This window comes from Solwaraspora sp. WMMD792, assembly GCF_029626105.1.
Classification (GTDB): Bacteria; Actinomycetota; Actinomycetes; order Mycobacteriales; family Micromonosporaceae; genus Micromonospora_E.
This window is the reverse complement of record NZ_JARUBH010000009.1, coordinates 3738811-3753355: the sequence shown is the minus strand read 5'-3', so window position 1 is coordinate 3753355 and position 14545 is coordinate 3738811. Positions and strand designations below refer to the sequence as shown.

16 protein-coding genes are annotated in these 14545 nt (G+C 71.2%); all 16 read left to right on the top strand.

Annotated elements, in window-relative coordinates; all coding sequences use genetic code 11:
- Positions 1-170 precede the first annotated feature (170 nt).
- From O7629_RS17875 to O7629_RS17800, 16 genes are read left to right on the top strand one after another with little or no spacing between them, the layout of a single operon-like run.
- Positions 171-764, top strand: coding sequence for a DUF4255 domain-containing protein (locus O7629_RS17875; RefSeq protein ID WP_278170493.1), 594 nt, complete (start codon positions 171-173; stop codon positions 762-764).
- 19 nt (positions 765-783) lie between these two features.
- The gene (locus O7629_RS17870) at positions 784-2064 is read left to right on the top strand and encodes a phage tail sheath subtilisin-like domain-containing protein (RefSeq protein ID WP_278170492.1); all 1281 of its coding nucleotides are present in this window, start codon (positions 784-786) and stop codon (positions 2062-2064) included.
- 19 nt (positions 2065-2083) lie between these two features.
- Positions 2084-3244, top strand: coding sequence for a phage tail sheath subtilisin-like domain-containing protein (locus O7629_RS17865; protein ID WP_278170491.1), 1161 nt, complete (start codon positions 2084-2086; stop codon positions 3242-3244).
- 45 nt (positions 3245-3289) lie between these two features.
- Positions 3290-3727 carry a phage tail protein gene (locus O7629_RS17860; RefSeq protein WP_278170490.1) on the top strand — a complete coding sequence of 146 codons (438 nt, stop codon included), beginning with the start codon at positions 3290-3292 and terminating at the stop codon, positions 3725-3727.
- Positions 3718-4104 carry a hypothetical protein gene (locus O7629_RS17855; RefSeq protein WP_278170489.1) on the top strand — a complete coding sequence of 129 codons (387 nt, stop codon included), beginning with the start codon at positions 3718-3720 and terminating at the stop codon, positions 4102-4104. Before O7629_RS17860 ends, O7629_RS17855 begins: the two co-directional genes overlap by 10 nt.
- Positions 4101-4274, top strand: a complete 174-nt coding sequence (locus tag O7629_RS17850; protein ID WP_199757663.1) for a DUF6760 family protein — start codon at positions 4101-4103, stop codon at positions 4272-4274. Before O7629_RS17855 ends, O7629_RS17850 begins: the two co-directional genes overlap by 4 nt.
- On the top strand, positions 4271-4813 hold the full coding sequence (locus tag O7629_RS17845; RefSeq protein ID WP_278170487.1) for a phage tail protein: 543 nt from the start codon (positions 4271-4273) through the stop codon (positions 4811-4813). The genes O7629_RS17850 and O7629_RS17845 overlap by 4 nt, the downstream gene beginning before the upstream one ends.
- Positions 4814-4826: 13 nt before the next feature.
- Positions 4827-6053: a hypothetical protein gene (locus O7629_RS17840; protein WP_278170484.1), complete on the top strand. Its 1227-nt coding sequence runs from the start codon at positions 4827-4829 to the stop codon at positions 6051-6053.
- Entirely contained in the window at positions 6050-6832 is a 783-nt protein-coding gene (locus O7629_RS17835; RefSeq protein WP_278170482.1) for a LysM peptidoglycan-binding domain-containing protein, read from the top strand. Before O7629_RS17840 ends, O7629_RS17835 begins: the two co-directional genes overlap by 4 nt.
- Before the next feature lie 15 nt (positions 6833-6847).
- Positions 6848-7903: a contractile injection system protein, VgrG/Pvc8 family gene (locus O7629_RS17830; RefSeq protein WP_278170480.1), complete on the top strand. Its 1056-nt coding sequence runs from the start codon at positions 6848-6850 to the stop codon at positions 7901-7903.
- The gene (locus tag O7629_RS17825) at positions 7900-8544 is read left to right on the top strand and encodes a phage baseplate assembly protein V (protein ID WP_278170479.1); all 645 of its coding nucleotides are present in this window, start codon (positions 7900-7902) and stop codon (positions 8542-8544) included. Before O7629_RS17830 ends, O7629_RS17825 begins: the two co-directional genes overlap by 4 nt.
- Positions 8545-8561: 17 nt before the next feature.
- Complete coding sequence (locus tag O7629_RS17820; RefSeq protein ID WP_278170477.1) at positions 8562-8960, top strand: PAAR domain-containing protein; 399 nt, start codon at positions 8562-8564, stop codon at positions 8958-8960.
- Positions 8957-9358, top strand: a complete 402-nt coding sequence (locus O7629_RS17815) for a GPW/gp25 family protein (RefSeq protein WP_278170475.1) — start codon at positions 8957-8959, stop codon at positions 9356-9358. The genes O7629_RS17820 and O7629_RS17815 overlap by 4 nt, the downstream gene beginning before the upstream one ends.
- A complete protein-coding gene (locus O7629_RS17810; protein ID WP_278170474.1) occupies positions 9355-12924 on the top strand; it encodes a putative baseplate assembly protein in 3570 nt (1189 codons plus the stop codon). Before O7629_RS17815 ends, O7629_RS17810 begins: the two co-directional genes overlap by 4 nt.
- Positions 12921-13910, top strand: a complete 990-nt coding sequence (locus O7629_RS17805; RefSeq protein WP_278170473.1) for a hypothetical protein — start codon at positions 12921-12923, stop codon at positions 13908-13910. Before O7629_RS17810 ends, O7629_RS17805 begins: the two co-directional genes overlap by 4 nt.
- The gene (locus tag O7629_RS17800; protein WP_278170472.1) at positions 13907-14533 is read left to right on the top strand and encodes a phage tail protein; all 627 of its coding nucleotides are present in this window, start codon (positions 13907-13909) and stop codon (positions 14531-14533) included. The genes O7629_RS17805 and O7629_RS17800 overlap by 4 nt, the downstream gene beginning before the upstream one ends.
- The last annotated feature ends 12 nt before the right edge of the window (positions 14534-14545 follow it).

The window sequence follows — 14545 nt, the reverse complement described above, 5'->3', positions numbered from 1 at the left end:
TATGTGGCGCGCATCACATTGACATGTGACTTGCCACGTCAAGCCCTTTGGTTCGTCGCCCAGGATCCGCCGAGGCGGTCCGGTAGACGCCGGCGCAGACGCTCGTGGGACGCCCGTCCGGTAGACCTGTCGACCGGCGCGAAGGACGCAATTGGGGGCGGGACAGGGCAGTGTTTCATGATCTGGACGCGTCGCTCGCCGCCCTCGTGCAGGGCGAGCTGGCGCTGCCCGGCATCACCGTCAGCTTCGCCACACCGGACGACCAGTTTCCGCCCTCCGGCGTCACCCTGCCCGCGATCGCGTTCTTCCTCTACGACGTACGGGAGAACCACGAGCTGCGGACCAACCAGTGGGAGAACACCCGGCAGGAGTCCGGGATGATCACCCGTCGGCGGGTGCCGGCCCGGGTCGACTGCTCCTACCTGGTCACCGCCTGGCCCAACGACAGCGCGCCCAACCCGGCGCAGGACGAGCACCGGCTGCTCGGCGACGTACTGCGGGTGCTGCTGCGCCACCGGGAGATTCCCGCCGACTACCTGCGCGGTGACCTGGCCGGGCAGCAGCCACCGCTGCGCGCGATGGTCACCGCCGAGAGCCAACTGCAGGGCATCGGCGAGTTCTGGCAGGCCATGGGCGGTCGACCCAAAGCGGTTCTGCACTACAGCGTCACGCTCAGCGTCGACGTGTTCGAATCCATGCCGGTCGGGCCCGAGGTGACCGGGACGGTCATTCGTGTCGGCCAGGGCGTGGGCCACGAGTCCTGACGAGGGGGAGTACCCACAGATGCCGCAGTATCTAGCGCCGGGCGTGTACGTCGAGGAGGTCCCCTCGGCGATCAAGCCGATCGCCGGTGTGGGGACCAGCACCGCCGGCTTCATCGGTGTCGTCGCCGACGACGTCACAATGCCGCTGCTGCCCGGTCGTGCCGGTGTGACGGCGGACGGCACCCCCGTGCCGGCCGACTTCCACGTGGTGGCGCCTGCCGGCGAGGCTCAGCTCGTCGACGGCTGGGAGACGTTCAAGAACCTCTTCGGCGACATCCAGCCCGGCAACCGCACCCTCGCCCACGCCGTGTACGGCTTCTTCAACAACGGTGGCGGCCGCTGCTGGATCACCCGCGTCGCCGCCCCCTCCGCACCCGCACCCGCACCCGCACCCGCCGACGCCGACGATGACGACGCCGACGATGCCGCCTCTGCCCCCGCTGCCGCCGCCGGATCCTCGGACGACGACCTGATCGACGCGTTGGCGACCTTCGCCGCGATCGACGAGATCGCCCTGGTCGCGATCCCCGGCGCGGTGAGCGACGCGGTGCAGACCGCGCTGCTCGACCACTGCGAGAACCAGTACCTGCAGGACCGGTTCGCGATCCTCGACGGTCGGCAGACCACCACGTTGACCAAGGCAGCGATCCAGGGCGACGTCCGGGACAGCAGCTACGGCGCGATCTACTACCCGTGGATCGACGTGGGCGTCACCGACGCCGACGGCAACAAGGTGTACCAGCCGCCGAGCGGGCACATCGCCGGGGTGTACGCCCGCGTGGACACCGAGCGGGGTGTGCACAAAGCGCCGGCCAACGAGGTGATTCGGGGTGCGCTGGGCGTCGAGGCGTTGGTCAGCAAGCAGCAGCAGGCCGGGCTCAACCCGGACGACATCAACGTGATCCGCAAGTTCGGCGGCAACATCACGATCTGGGGTGCCCGTACCCTCGCCGGCAAGGATCAGGCTGAGTGGCGCTACATCTCCTCCCGGCGGCTGTTCAACTTCCTGCGCGAATCGATCGACGAAGGCACCCAGTGGGTGGTCTTCGAGCCGAACGCGCCGGAGCTGTGGTCGAAGATCCGGCGTAACGTCAGTGCCTTCCTGACCACTGTGTGGGCCTCCGGTGCGCTGCTGGGCAACACCCCGGAGCAGGCGTTCTACGTACGCTGTGACGAGACCGTCAACCCGGCCGCGGTCCGCGACGCCGGCCAACTGGTGGTCGAGATCGGGGTGGCGATGGTACGCCCGGCCGAGTTCGTGGTGTTCCGGATCAGCCAGTGGGCCGGCGGGGTCCAGTAGCGGACGCCCGGACGAAACCGTGACCTACCCGCTGACACCCGGTGTGCACCGGCAGGACGTGTTCCCGCCGCCGCCACCGACCCAGCTCACCGGGGTGCCCGCCTTCCTCGGCCGGGCCGCCACCGGCCCGTACACCCCGCAGCGGCTGACCCTGTGGCCGCAGTTCGAGGCGGTCTTCGGTGGTGCGACCTCCGGCGACGCCCCGGACGGCTTCCTGGCCGACGCGGTCCGGGGGTTCTTCGACAACGGCGGGACGCTGTGTCACGTCGTCCGGGTGCCCAGAGGGCTGACGCCCGTCGAGGAGGTGCAGGAAGCACTGGCGACGCTGGACGACCTGGACGATGTCGACCTGATTTGTGCCCCCGGCATCGTGGCCGCCGCGCCGTGGCCGGTCGACAAGGATCTCGCCCCGGTCGTGCAGGCACAGCAGGCGATGCTGCGGCACTGCCGGCAGCACGGTGACCGGTTCGCGCTGCTCGACGGCGTCCCGGCCGTCGACCCGGCGAAGGTCGCCGAGCAGTGCGCGGCGCTGACCGGGGCCGACGGTGCGTTCGGCGCGCTGTACTACCCCTGGTTGGGCGCGTCCGGCGCCGACGGGCGGCTGCGTCACCTGCCGCCGTCCGGGCACGTGGCCGGCGTGTACTCCACCGCCGACCAACGGGTCGGCGTCCACAAGGCACCGGCCAACACCGTGGTCGAGGGCATTGTCGACCTGCAGGTGCAGCTCACCGCTGCCGAGGTCGGCACGCTGTACGGGCAGCGGGTCAACTGCCTGCGGGCGTTGCCCGGCCGGGGCGTACGGGTCTGGGGCGCGCGTACCCTCGGCGCCGACCCGGCCTGGCAGGACGTGACCGCCCGCCGCCTGGTGAGCACGATCGGCCGGTGGATCGAACGGTTCATGACCGGCCTGGTGCACGAGCCCAACGACGTCCGGCTGTGGGTGCGGATCATGCGGGAACTCACCGCGTACCTCGACGGGCTGTTCCAGCGCGGTGCCCTGCAGGGCCGCACGCCCGCCGAGGCGTTCTACGTCAAGTGCGACCACGAGACGAACCCACCCGCGGTCATCGAGGCCGGGGTGGTAGTGACACACATCGGAGTGGCACCGACCGCGCCGGCCGAGTTCATCACCGTCCGCGTCATCCACGGCGCGAGCGGGGTGACGGTCGGCGTGGCGTGACCGGTGCGGACAACAGTCGGTGCGGACAAACAGTGAGGTGCGGTTGTGGACAGACTCGACCCATACTTCGGGTACAACTTCGCGGTGGAGCTCGACGGCATCACCCGGGCCGGATTCCGGGAGGCTTCCGGGCTGGAGACCAGCCAGAACGTCGCCGAGTACCGGGAGGGTACGGACCGGAACCTGGCGCCGCGCAAGATTCCCGGGCTGAACAGCTACGGTGACATCACGCTCAGCCGTGGCCTCACCAGCGACAGCAAGCTGTGGGAGTGGCGGCAGAAGGTGATGAAGGGCACCGTGGAACGGCACAACGTGTCGATCACCCTGCTCGACCAGCAGGGCAATCCGAAGGTGACCTGGAACCTGTTCGACTGCTGGCCCAAGTCGTGGAGCGGACCCAGCCTCAGCGCGACCAGCGACGAGATCGCCGTGGAGCAACTCATCCTCGCCTGTGAACGCATCGAGGTCGACCAGTGGAGCTGACCGGCGTCGTCGAGGCCCGCCGTACCGAGTTCCCGTTCACCCTGCCGCACGGACTGGTCGCGCCGGACGGCACGGTGCACCGCGAGGGAGCCATGCGGATGGCCACCGCGCTCGACGAGATCGAGCCGATCAAGGATCCCCGGGTACGGTCGAACCCGGGCTACCTGGTGATCATCCTGCTGGCCCGGGTGATCACCAGGCTGGGCGGACTGGAGTACATCAACACCAACGTGGTGGAGAACCTCTACTCCGCCGATCTCGCCTACCTGCAGGACTTCTACCAGCGGATCAACCTCAACGGGCACGCCCGGCTGCAGGTCGACTGCCCACACTGCAGTGGATCGTTCGAAGTGGAGCCGCCCAGCCTGGGGGGATGACGCGCTACTCCCCGGACCGGCTGCACGAGGAAGTAGCGTACCTGGCCTATCACTTTCACTGGCCTTATCACGAGATCATGCAGCTGGACCACCGGGAACGGCAGCGCTGGGTCGCGGAGGTCGCGCGGATCAACGAGCGACTCAATGAACAGGGAGGGGCACGGAGATGATGTCGACCGGGATTCCGCTCGGGCTCAGCTGGGCACCTGCCGCCGTGGGCAACTGGACCGGCCTGCGGCTGCCGGACCCGTTCCAGACCTTCAACTTCGCGGTGGAGATCGAGGGCCTGCTGCTGGCCGGGTTCAACGAGGTCAGCGGCCTGGAAAGTCAGATCGAGATGGAGTCCTACCGGGAGGGCGGGGTCAACGGCTTCGTTCACCAGCTGCCCGGCGCGGCCACTCCCGCGCACCTGGTGCTGCGGCAGGGGCTGAGCCCGCTCAGCGGTCTGTGGGGCTGGTACGACAACACCACCCGGGGCGTCATCCAGCGCCGCAGCGGCACGATCGTGCTGCTCGACCGGCGGCAGATCCCGGTGATGTGGTGGAACTTCCGCAACGCGTTGCCGGTGCGCTGGACCGGCCCGACGTTCAGCGCGAGCGGCGACGATGTCGGCTTCGAGTCGCTGGAGCTGGTGCACGAGGGTCTGACCAAGCCGCTGCTGGGCCAGGCCGCCGCGCTGGCGCACGGCGTGGCCGGCATGGTCGGCTGACCGGGAGCCTCGGATGAACGACGACACGACCTTCGACCCGGCGCTGGTCCACCGGCTGTCCCGGCCGGCCCGGCGACCCGGCCTGATCGACCTGGGCCAGGCCCGGTCCGCGCTCACCCGCCACCACACCATGCCGGCGGGTCTGCCGCTGGCCGAGGTCGCTTCGCGCTACGTCAACCTGGCCACGCAGCAGCACACCGGGCCGACGACACCCATCGTGTACGCGCGACCCGCACCGCCGCCGTCCGCCGGACACGCTGCCCCGGCCGCTGCTCTGCCGACCAGCCCGGCCGCCGACCCGGCGAGCGCCGGGCCACCAGCCCCGGCGCACCGTAGGCCGGTCGCGTCCGCCCGCCGTTCGGCCGCCGACCCGGCCGGCGGATCGCCGGCCGCCGCGTCCGGCCCGGTGGTGCCGGCGCGCCCGGCCCGCCCCGTTGCCGAGTCGAGCCCGGTGTGGGCCGCCACCGGTCCCGGGGTCGCCGGCCGCTCCACGCAGCCGGTGCCGCCCCGGCCGGCCGCCGGCCGGCCGCTGACCATCCAACGCAAGGCGGCCGTGTCTGCCGAACCGGGTTCCGCGCCATCGCCGGCCGACCAGGCCAAACGGCCGGCGTCCATCGGACCGTCGGCCACCGGGCCGGCGGTGCCGACGGGTGCCCCGGCCGCCGACGCCGGGCCGTGGACTCCCACGGCTACGGCTCCGACGGCAGCCGGCCCTGCCGACTGGGCCGGGCTGATCGGCGACCCGGGCCGGATGGCCAGCGGACCCCACCTGGTCTTCCGCACGCCACCCACGGCAGATCAGGCCGGCTGGCCCGCCGCCGGTGTGCCGTCCACCGGCGGGCAGCGCTCGCCCGCCGCGACCCCGTCCCAGGTGGTCACGGCGCGGCCTCCGGCGGCCCGACCGGCGCCGCAGCTTCCGCTGGCCGCACCGTCGGCGGCCGGCGTACCACAGCACCCGGCCGGTGCGGGCCCGATGCGGGCGGCTTCCGGCGGCCCGGGGCATGGTGCGACCGGGCATGGTGCGACCTTCCTCGGCGGCCGTGGAGTCGGCTCGCGCGACGGCGCCGGCCCCCTGCCCGGCAGTTTCGGGTCCGGGCCGACCCGGGCCGACCGTGGTGTGCCGCAGCCGCCTGCTCAGCCGGCCCCGCAGGTCGACGTCGGGCAGGTCACCGAGCAGGTGCACGGCCGGATCATGCGCCGGCTGGCGGTCGAGGCCGAGCGTCGGGGGGTGCGGCGGTGAGTCTCAACAAGGCGGGCCTGGCCAGCGCCGCGCTCGGGTTCGGCCCCGGCGGCGGTGGGTTGCAGAAACTGACCATCGCCCACGACGGCACGGACTTCGATCGCAACGGCCCGATCGAGGCGCTGTTCAATCCGCACGAGATCACCCGGTCGCGGTCGGTCAACTGGCACGCGCACGAGAGCGCCGGCAAGGGCAGTGCCTGGACGTGGAGCGGGTTGCAGCAGGAGTTCGCGGCCATGCAGCCCGCGACGTTGTCGCTCGAGCTGTTCTTCGACACCTACGAGTCGAGGGCGGAGGCGTCCATGTGGGCCCGGGCCACCTCGCTGGTGACGCCACCCAATCCGTTCCAGACCGGCGACGCGACCGACGTCACCGCGCTGACCGGCCGGGTGGCCCGGCTGGCCGAGTTCGACAAGGAACTGCACCGACCTCCGCTGTGCACCCTGTCCTGGGGTGCCTTCGCCGACATCTTCACCGGCGTGCTCACCCAGATCAGCGAACGGTTCACCATGTTCCTGCCCGACGGCACACCGGTCCGGGCGACGGTTTCCTGCAGCTTCGTGGAGTCGCTCACCGACGCGCAGCTCAAGGAGCGTGAGCTGCACTCCTCCGACGTGCACAAGACGTGGGTGGTGCGGCGCAACGACACGCTGCACAGCATCGCCGCCGCCGAGTACCGGGATCCGCGGCTGTGGCGGCACATCGCCTCGGCCAACGGCATCGTCAACCCCCGTGACCTGCGTCCCGGCACGGTCCTGACCATCCCGCGGCTGAGCTGAGCGGAGAGTCAGACGATGGAAACCGCCGAGTCGGGGCCGGACTTCGAGATCCGGTGTGGTGGCCGGCGCCTGCCGCCGAACGCCCACAAGGACGTGGAGTCGGTGACCGTGCTGGAGGACCTGAACGCGCTGAGCATGTTCACCGTGACGTTGAAGAACTGGGACGCGGAGCGGCTCGCGGTCACCTGGTCGGACTCCACGCTGTTCGCGGTCGGCACCGAGGTGCGGATCTCGCTCGGGTACGTGAAGGACCTGCACCTGGCGATCACCGGGGAGATCACCAGCCTGGAGCCGTCGTTCGCGGAAGGCCGGCCGCCGACGCTGACCATCCGCGGCTACGACCTGCGACACCGGTTGGCCCGCCGGCAGCGGACCAGGACCTTCACCCGCACCAGGGACAGCACCATCGCTCGGCAGTTGGCCAAGGAAGCGGGTCTGCGCGCCGACGTACCCGACACCCGCACCGACCTCGACTACGTACTGCAGAACAACCAGACCGATCTGGAGTTCCTGCAGCGGAGGGCGGGGCTGCTCGGGTACGAGATTCACGTACGGGACAAGGTGCTGTCCTTCCGGCCGCCGCAGCACGGCCGGGTGCCGGCGGCGAAGCTGCGCGTCGGCGACGACATCTCCCAGTTCACCCCCCGGCTGCGGACCATGGGCCAGGCTGCCGAACACTCCGTACGGGGCTGGGACGTGGCCGCCAAGAAGGCCGTCGTCGCCACGTTCGGCTCCGGATCCGAGTCCACGGCGATGGGTGCCGTCACCGGGCCCCGCGAGGTCGGCCGGGTCTTCGGCCGAACCAGATCGACCAGGGTGGACCTGCCGGTGCCGAACCAGGACCGTGCCGACCAGCTTGCCCGGGGACAGTTCGACGACCTGGCGTTGAGCTACATCACCGGCGAGGCCGAGTGCGGCGGGCAGCCTCGCCTGCACGCCGGCGAGGTGGTGCGGATCGAGGGAGCGGGTGAGACCTTCAGCGGTGAGTACTACGTCGTCTCCGTCGAACACTCGGTGACCGCAGCGGCCGGTTACCGGTCCAGCTTCGAAGTACGGAGGAACGCGGCGTGACGGACGTCTACCACCAGTTGGCGGGTGGCGAGCCGGCCCACCCGGACGGGCGGTACCACGGGGTGGTGATCGGCATCGTCACCAACAACAACGACCCGGACGGTCTGGCCAGGGTCAAGGTGGCGCTGCCCTGGCTGGCCGACGATGTCGAGACCGACTGGGCGCGGGTGGCCTCGCCGATGGCCGGCCCTGGCCGTGGCTGCTACTTCCTACCGGAGGTCGGCGACGAGGTCCTGGTCGCCTTCGAGCACGGCAATCCGGAGGTCCCCTACGTCGTCGGTGCGCTGTGGAACGGCAAGGACGCCCCACCGGTCACCAACGCCGACGGCCGCAACGACGTACGGGTGATGGTCTCCCGCAGCAAGCACGTGATCCGCCTGGTCGACACCAAGCAGGACGAGCGCATCGAGATCGTCGACGGCAGCGGTAGGAACAGCATCGTGATCAGTACGAAGGACAACCAGATCACCGTCACCGCGGACGCGGACGTGGTGATCTCCGCCGGCGGGCGGCTGCGGCTGGCCGGTGCCGGCGTCGAGATCACCTCCACTGCCGACGTCAAGGTCGAGGCGAAGTCCGCGCTCGCGGTGAAGTCCAGTGGGCAGTTGGACATCAAGGGCAGCCAAGTCAACATCAACTGAATGGGGGGTGAGTTCTCATGGGGCAGTTCGCGGCGAAGCAGGGTGACCGGGTCAACGCGACCGACATCCACATCGTCATGGTGCCCGGGGCACCCGCGCCGACACCGACACCGTTGCCGCATCCCTTCACCGGGATCATCAACGGCGGGCTGAGCGCCGATGTCAAGATCATGGGCAAGCCGGCGGCGGTGGCCGGCTCCACCGCCGAGAACACCCCGGCGCACGTACCCACCGCGCCCGGTACGTCGTTCCAGAAGCAGCCGTCGAACACGGCCACCCTCGAAGGCGGCAGTACGACCGTGAAGATCAACGGTAAGCCGGCGATCAGGTCCGGCGACCTGGCCTCGACCTGCAACGATCCGCAGGACCTGCCGAGCGGCACGGTGCTGGCCACGGGCACGGTGACGGTCGGGTGACCGGCACGGTGAAACACGGCTTTCTCGGCACCGGCTGGGCGTTCCCGGTCGGCCACGAGCCGGCGCAGGGCATCCGGCTCAGCGACGACGGCGAGGCACTGATCCGTCAGTCGATCGGACTCATCCTCGGCACCGCACCCGGCGAGCGGGTGATGCGGCCGGAATTCGGCTGCGGCATCCACGACATCGTGTTCGACGTCAACGACATCGGCACCGCCGGTCGGGTCAGCCGGTCGGTGCGCGAGGCACTGGCCCGCTGGGAACCCCGGATCGACGTGCTGGACGTCTACGCCGCACCTGACCCCGCCGACCGGCGCCGACTGCTCATCGAGATCAACTACCAGGTGCGCTCGACCAACAGCCGGTTCAACCTCGTCTACCCCTTCTACCTGACATGACCGGACAGCCCCCACCCATCGATCCCCGCGACCGGGCGGCGCTCGCCGCGCAGACCACCGCGCTGGCGACCCGGTACAGCGACTGGCGGCCGCGCGCCGACGGACGGCCCGACGCCGGCCAGGCACTGATCGGCATCTTCGCCCGCTACGCCGAGTTGGTGGTGCAGCGGCTGAACCAGGTGCCCGAACGCGACTACCTCGCGTTCCTCAACCTGATCGGGACCCGACCGGTGCCGCCGCGACCGGCCCGCGTACCGCTCACCTTCGTCCTTGCCGCGGGCAGCCGCACCGAAGCGGTGGTCCCGGCCGGCACCCAGGTCGCGGCCACCCCGCGCGACGGCGAGGACGACGAGGTCGTCTTCGAGACCGCGGCCGACCTGGTGGTCACCCCGGCCCAGCTGCAGGCCGTGCTCGTGGACGACGCGCTGACGGACAGTTACGCCGACCGCAGCGCCGCGGGCACCGGCCAGCGCGACGAGTCGTTCGCTGCCTTCACCGGTGACCAGCCGGTGCCGCACCGGTTCTACCTGGCCTGCGACCCGGTCCTCGCCACCGAAGGGATCAAGACCGTCACCGTGCGGTTGACCACCACGGACGTCGCGATGCTCGGCGGTTGGCCGGTTTCCTGGGCGTACTGGGACGGCGCCCGGTGGCAGCCGGTCGACGCCGACACGGTGCTGGCGGACACCGCGTTGGTGGTGACCCTCGCCGGCCTGCCGCCCCTGCCCGCGTACGACGTGAACGGCACCACCGCCGGATGGTTACGCGCACAGCTCGACATGCCGCTGCCACACCCGGTTACCGGGCTGGCCCTCGACGCCGTCGCGGCCGGTCAGCGCACCCCGCAGGTTGACGTCGCGGGGGTCTTCCCGTTCGGCGAGAGCAGCCAGGTCCGGCGGTGCTACCTCAGCGTCCCGACGGCGACGGCTTTTCCCGGTGCCGTCGTCCGACTGACCGTCACCCTCGCCCGACCGGCAACGGCCGTCCCGGACACCAGGGTGCAGGTGGTGTGGTCGTACAAGGTCGGCGACGAATGGCAGCCGCTGGGCCGGTCCAGCACGGCGCAGGTGGCGTCCGGGTTCGACACTCCGGCCAGGCTGCGCGACGGTACGCAGGCGCTGACCCGCGACGGCGACATCAGCTTCCGGGTGCCGGCCGAGTGGCCGGCCGAGCTGTTCCAGGGACGGTCCGGCCACTGGCTGCGGGCCGAGATCGTCGACGACGGTGCGACGTACGCCACCCTGCCCCAGCTGGCGGCGGTGACCGTGGGATATGACTCGGAGCTGCCCGTCATCACCGCCATCGACGTATCGATGCAGACGGCACCGGACCCGGTGGCGCTGCCGCACGCCTTCAGCAACACCAGCCCGATCGACGTGACCAAGGACTTCCGTCCCTTCGGCGAGCAGCCCCGGTTCAACGACACCTGCTACCTGGCCTGTCCGGCGAACCTGGTCTGGCCGGGCGCGGAGCTCGTCGTCGAGGTGACGCTGACCAACGGGCCGACCGACCCGGCGGGCCCGGACGACCCGGCCGGTCCCGCGGTGCCGCCGGTACGCACCGAGGGTCACCCACGGCTCGTCTGGGAGGCCTGGGACGGCGCGGCCTGGCGTACGGTGACCGTCGACGATCCGGAGTACGCCTTCACCGACAGCGGCACCGTGACGCTCACCCCGCCGGTCGGTTTCGCCCCCACCGAGGTCAACGGGGTGGAGGAGTACTGGGTCCGGGTCCGGCTGATCGGCGGCGACTACGGCGTCGCGGCCCACTACACGCGCGACGACGACGACGGCGGCTACGAACTCGTCGACGCGACCTTCGCGCCGCCGGTCGTCACCACGTTGTCCTGGCAGTCCCGGGCCGGGCTGGCAGCCGCAGTCCCGGCGCAGGCCTGCGTGACCGAGAACGACTTCCGCCTCGTCACCCATCACCGTGTCGGCGACGAGCCGTGGGAGGTCACCCCGTTCGTCCCCAATCCGCACCGGGACCCCGCCCTCTACCTCGGCTTCGACCAGCCGTTCGGCAACCGCCCGGTCACGCTCTACCTGCAGGTCGAGCCACCGGCGCCGGAGGAGGTGGCCGCCGACCGGCTCGCCGGGGCCGACCTGACCGACCGGGCCGACCTGGTGTGGGAGTACAGCGGCGTCGACGGCTGGCGGCCATTGGCCGCGATCGACGAGACCGGGACGCTGGGCGACCGTGGTGTGGTCCGCTTCGTCGGCCCGCCGGACCTGACCGCCGGGGAACGTTTCGGGCAGCACCGGTGCTGGCTGCGCCTGCGGCATCGGCGCGGCAGCTTCGCGATCCCGCCCCGCCTGCGCCGGGTCTCTCCCAACACGACCTGGGCGACGCAGACGACCACCATCGCCGAGGAGATCCTCGGGTCCGGCGTCGCCGAGGCCGGCCAACGGCTGACCACCGCGCAGACGCCGGTACTGGCCGGCCAGCGGCTCGTCGTGCGCGAGCCGCAGCGGCCGTCACCGCCGGAGGAGGCCGCGCTCGTCGAGGCCGACGGCCCGGGCGCGGTCACGGTCACCGACGACGCCGAGCAGATCTGGGTACGCTGGCACGAGGTGACGGATTTCCACCGTTCCGGGCCGGGCGACCGGCACTACACCATCGACGCCGCGACCGGCGAGATCGGATTCGGCGACGGCCAGGCGGGGCGGGTGGTGCCGCTTGGGCAGAACAACGTGCGGATCACCTACCGCACCGGCGGCGGTGAGCAGGGCAACCGACCGGCGGGCACCATCACCACCTTGAAATCTGCCGTGCCCTACCTGGACTCGGTGACCAACCACGAGCCGGCTTCCGGTGGTGCGGGCTGGGAGCCGCTGGAGCGGGTACGGGACCGGGGACCGAAGGCGCTGCGCCACCGCGACCGGGCAGTCACGGTCGACGACTACGTGGACCTCGCGTTCGAGTCCTCGACGGAGGTGGCTCGGGCCCAGGCGGTGCCGCCGAGCGGGTTCGACCCGTTCAACCTGTGGCTCGATCCGGACGAGCAGCCGGGTGACGAGCATCAGCAGGCCGACGTCGGCGGGGTCGGGGTCATCGTGGTCCCGGTCTCCAACGCCGCCCGACCGGTGCCCAGCCTGGGACTGCTGCGGCAGGTGGATCAGCACCTGCGGGCCCGGTGTGCGCCGACCGTCGGCCTCTGGGTCGCCGGACCGGAATGGATCGAGGTAACCGTCGCCGCCACGGTGGTGGCCACCACACCCGAGGCCGCCGGGCTGATCCAGGCGCGGGTCGTGCAGACCCTGGACCGCTTCCTGCACCCGCTGACCGGCGGACCGGACGGCACCGGCTGGGCGTTCGGCCGCAAGCCACACCGTTCGGACCTGTACGCGGCGGTCACCGCGATCGACGGAGTCGACCACGTCCGCGAGCTCGACGTGGCGCAGGTGGCCGAGTCCGACGTGCTCGGCGAGCGGCTGGCGGCCGTCCTCGACCGTTCGCTCGCCCAGGGCGCGGCCGAGCCGGTGGCTCCGGACCTGGCCCGGTGGCTGGCGCGCGCGCTGGTCTACTCCGGGCGGCACCAGATCACCGTGACCCTTCCAGCGTGAGGACCGCCGTGCCGATTCCGTTGCCGAACCTCGACGACCGCGACTACGACGACCTCGTCGGCGAGGCGCGGTCGCTGATCCCGGTCCTGCTGCCGGAGTGGACCGACCACAACCCGAGCGACCCCGGCATCGTCCTGGTCGAGATGCTGGCCTGGCTGACCGAGATGCAGCTGTATCAGGTCAACCAGATCCCACAGAGCCACACCCGCAACTTCCTGCAGCTGCTCAACGGCCCGGAGTGGACCCCGCCAGCCACCGGCGGGCTCGACGCCGCCGTCCGGCAGAGCCTGGCCGACCTGCATGAGCGCTACCGGGCCGCGACCGCCGACGACTACGAGTACCTGGTCGGCACCCTCTGGCCGGCGCAACGCGAGTCCGCCGGGCCGGCCCCGGTCCGGCGGGTCCGGTGCGTCGCGGGTCGTGACCTTGCCGGCCCCGATCCGGCTGCGGTCGCCCCGGCGCACGTCAGCGTCGTCGTCGTCCCTGAGCCGGGCGCGGCGACCGACACCCATCCGGTGCCCACCGATGCGCTGACCACCGAGCTGCACGACTTTCTCGAGCCGCGCCGGCTGCTGACCGTACGCCACCATGTCGTCGGCCCGCAGTACGTCGACATCGGCGTCTCCGCCGACCTGGCGCTGCGCGAGGACGCCCCGCCGGCCGACGCCCTCGCCGACGCACAGGCCCGGCTGCACCGGTTCTACGACCCGCTCACCGGCGGCGCCGCCGGCACCGGCTGGCCCTTCGGGCAGGGGATCCACCCGTCCGAGGTGTACTCCGTACTCGAACAGTCACCGCTGCTCGACTACATCGAGAACGTGCGGCTCACCCTGGTCGACGCAGATGGTGCCGCCACCAGCGCCGACGGTGTGGCGGCCAGTATCGAGTTGGACGTGCACCAGCTGCCCCGGCTGGCCCGGCTGGACCTGGTCGGCTACGACACGTACGGCCGCACCCACCTGCCGAGTGGGGCGGGTGCGCCATGAGCCGGTACCTCGACCACCTGCCGGCGATGTTCCGGGAGGACCCGTTCGCCGGGCGCTTCCTGCTGGCCTTCGAGGCGATCCTGACCGGCCGCGACGACGTCGAGGGTCTGGAACAGGCCATCGAAGGGTCCGCCGACTACATCGACCCGGTGCACACCGGTGAGGACTTCCTGCCGTGGCTGGCCGGGTGGGTGGCGCTGAGTCTGCGCGCGGACTGGGACACGGCCACCAAGCGTGGCTTCATCCGGGAGATCGTGCCGCTGTACCGGCAGCGGGGGACCCTGGCCGGGATGCGCCGCATGCTGGAGATCTACCTGCGGCCCCTGGCCGACCAGGTGACCCGGGAGGACGTGGTGATCCTCGACGACTACGACACTCCCGCACACTACTTCCAGGTCCAGCTGACTCTCGGCGCCGCCGACCGCGACGAGCTGCGCAGGGTGCAGGAGACCGCCCGGGCGATCATCGACCGGGAGAAGCCGGCCCACACGTTCTACGCGCTCAAGGTCGTGGTGCCCACGATGCGGCTGGTCTCCGAGGAGTTGAAGGAAAGCGAGGGCGGCAAGCCGGAGCGGCTCGTCCTCGGCCGCAACACGTTGCTCGGCACGCGCGACTCGACCTGAAACCGGAGGAGG

Excerpts from the sequence above, each read along its gene's own strand:
- O7629_RS17870 (WP_278170492.1), top strand. The coding sequence starts at position 784 with ATGCCGCAGTATCTAGCGCCGGGCGTGTACGTCGAGGAGGTCCCCTCG.
- O7629_RS17850 (WP_199757663.1), top strand. The coding sequence starts at position 4,101 with ATGACGCGCTACTCCCCGGACCGGCTGCACGAGGAAGTAGCGTACCTG.
- O7629_RS17845 (WP_278170487.1), top strand. The coding sequence starts at position 4,271 with ATGATGTCGACCGGGATTCCGCTCGGGCTCAGCTGGGCACCTGCCGCC.
- O7629_RS17840 (WP_278170484.1), top strand. The coding sequence starts at position 4,827 with ATGAACGACGACACGACCTTCGACCCGGCGCTGGTCCACCGGCTGTCC.
- O7629_RS17830 (WP_278170480.1), top strand. The coding sequence starts at position 6,848 with ATGGAAACCGCCGAGTCGGGGCCGGACTTCGAGATCCGGTGTGGTGGC.
- O7629_RS17820 (WP_278170477.1), top strand. The coding sequence starts at position 8,562 with ATGGGGCAGTTCGCGGCGAAGCAGGGTGACCGGGTCAACGCGACCGAC.
- O7629_RS17810 (WP_278170474.1), top strand. The coding sequence starts at position 9,355 with ATGACCGGACAGCCCCCACCCATCGATCCCCGCGACCGGGCGGCGCTC.
- O7629_RS17800 (WP_278170472.1), top strand. The coding sequence starts at position 13,907 with ATGAGCCGGTACCTCGACCACCTGCCGGCGATGTTCCGGGAGGACCCG.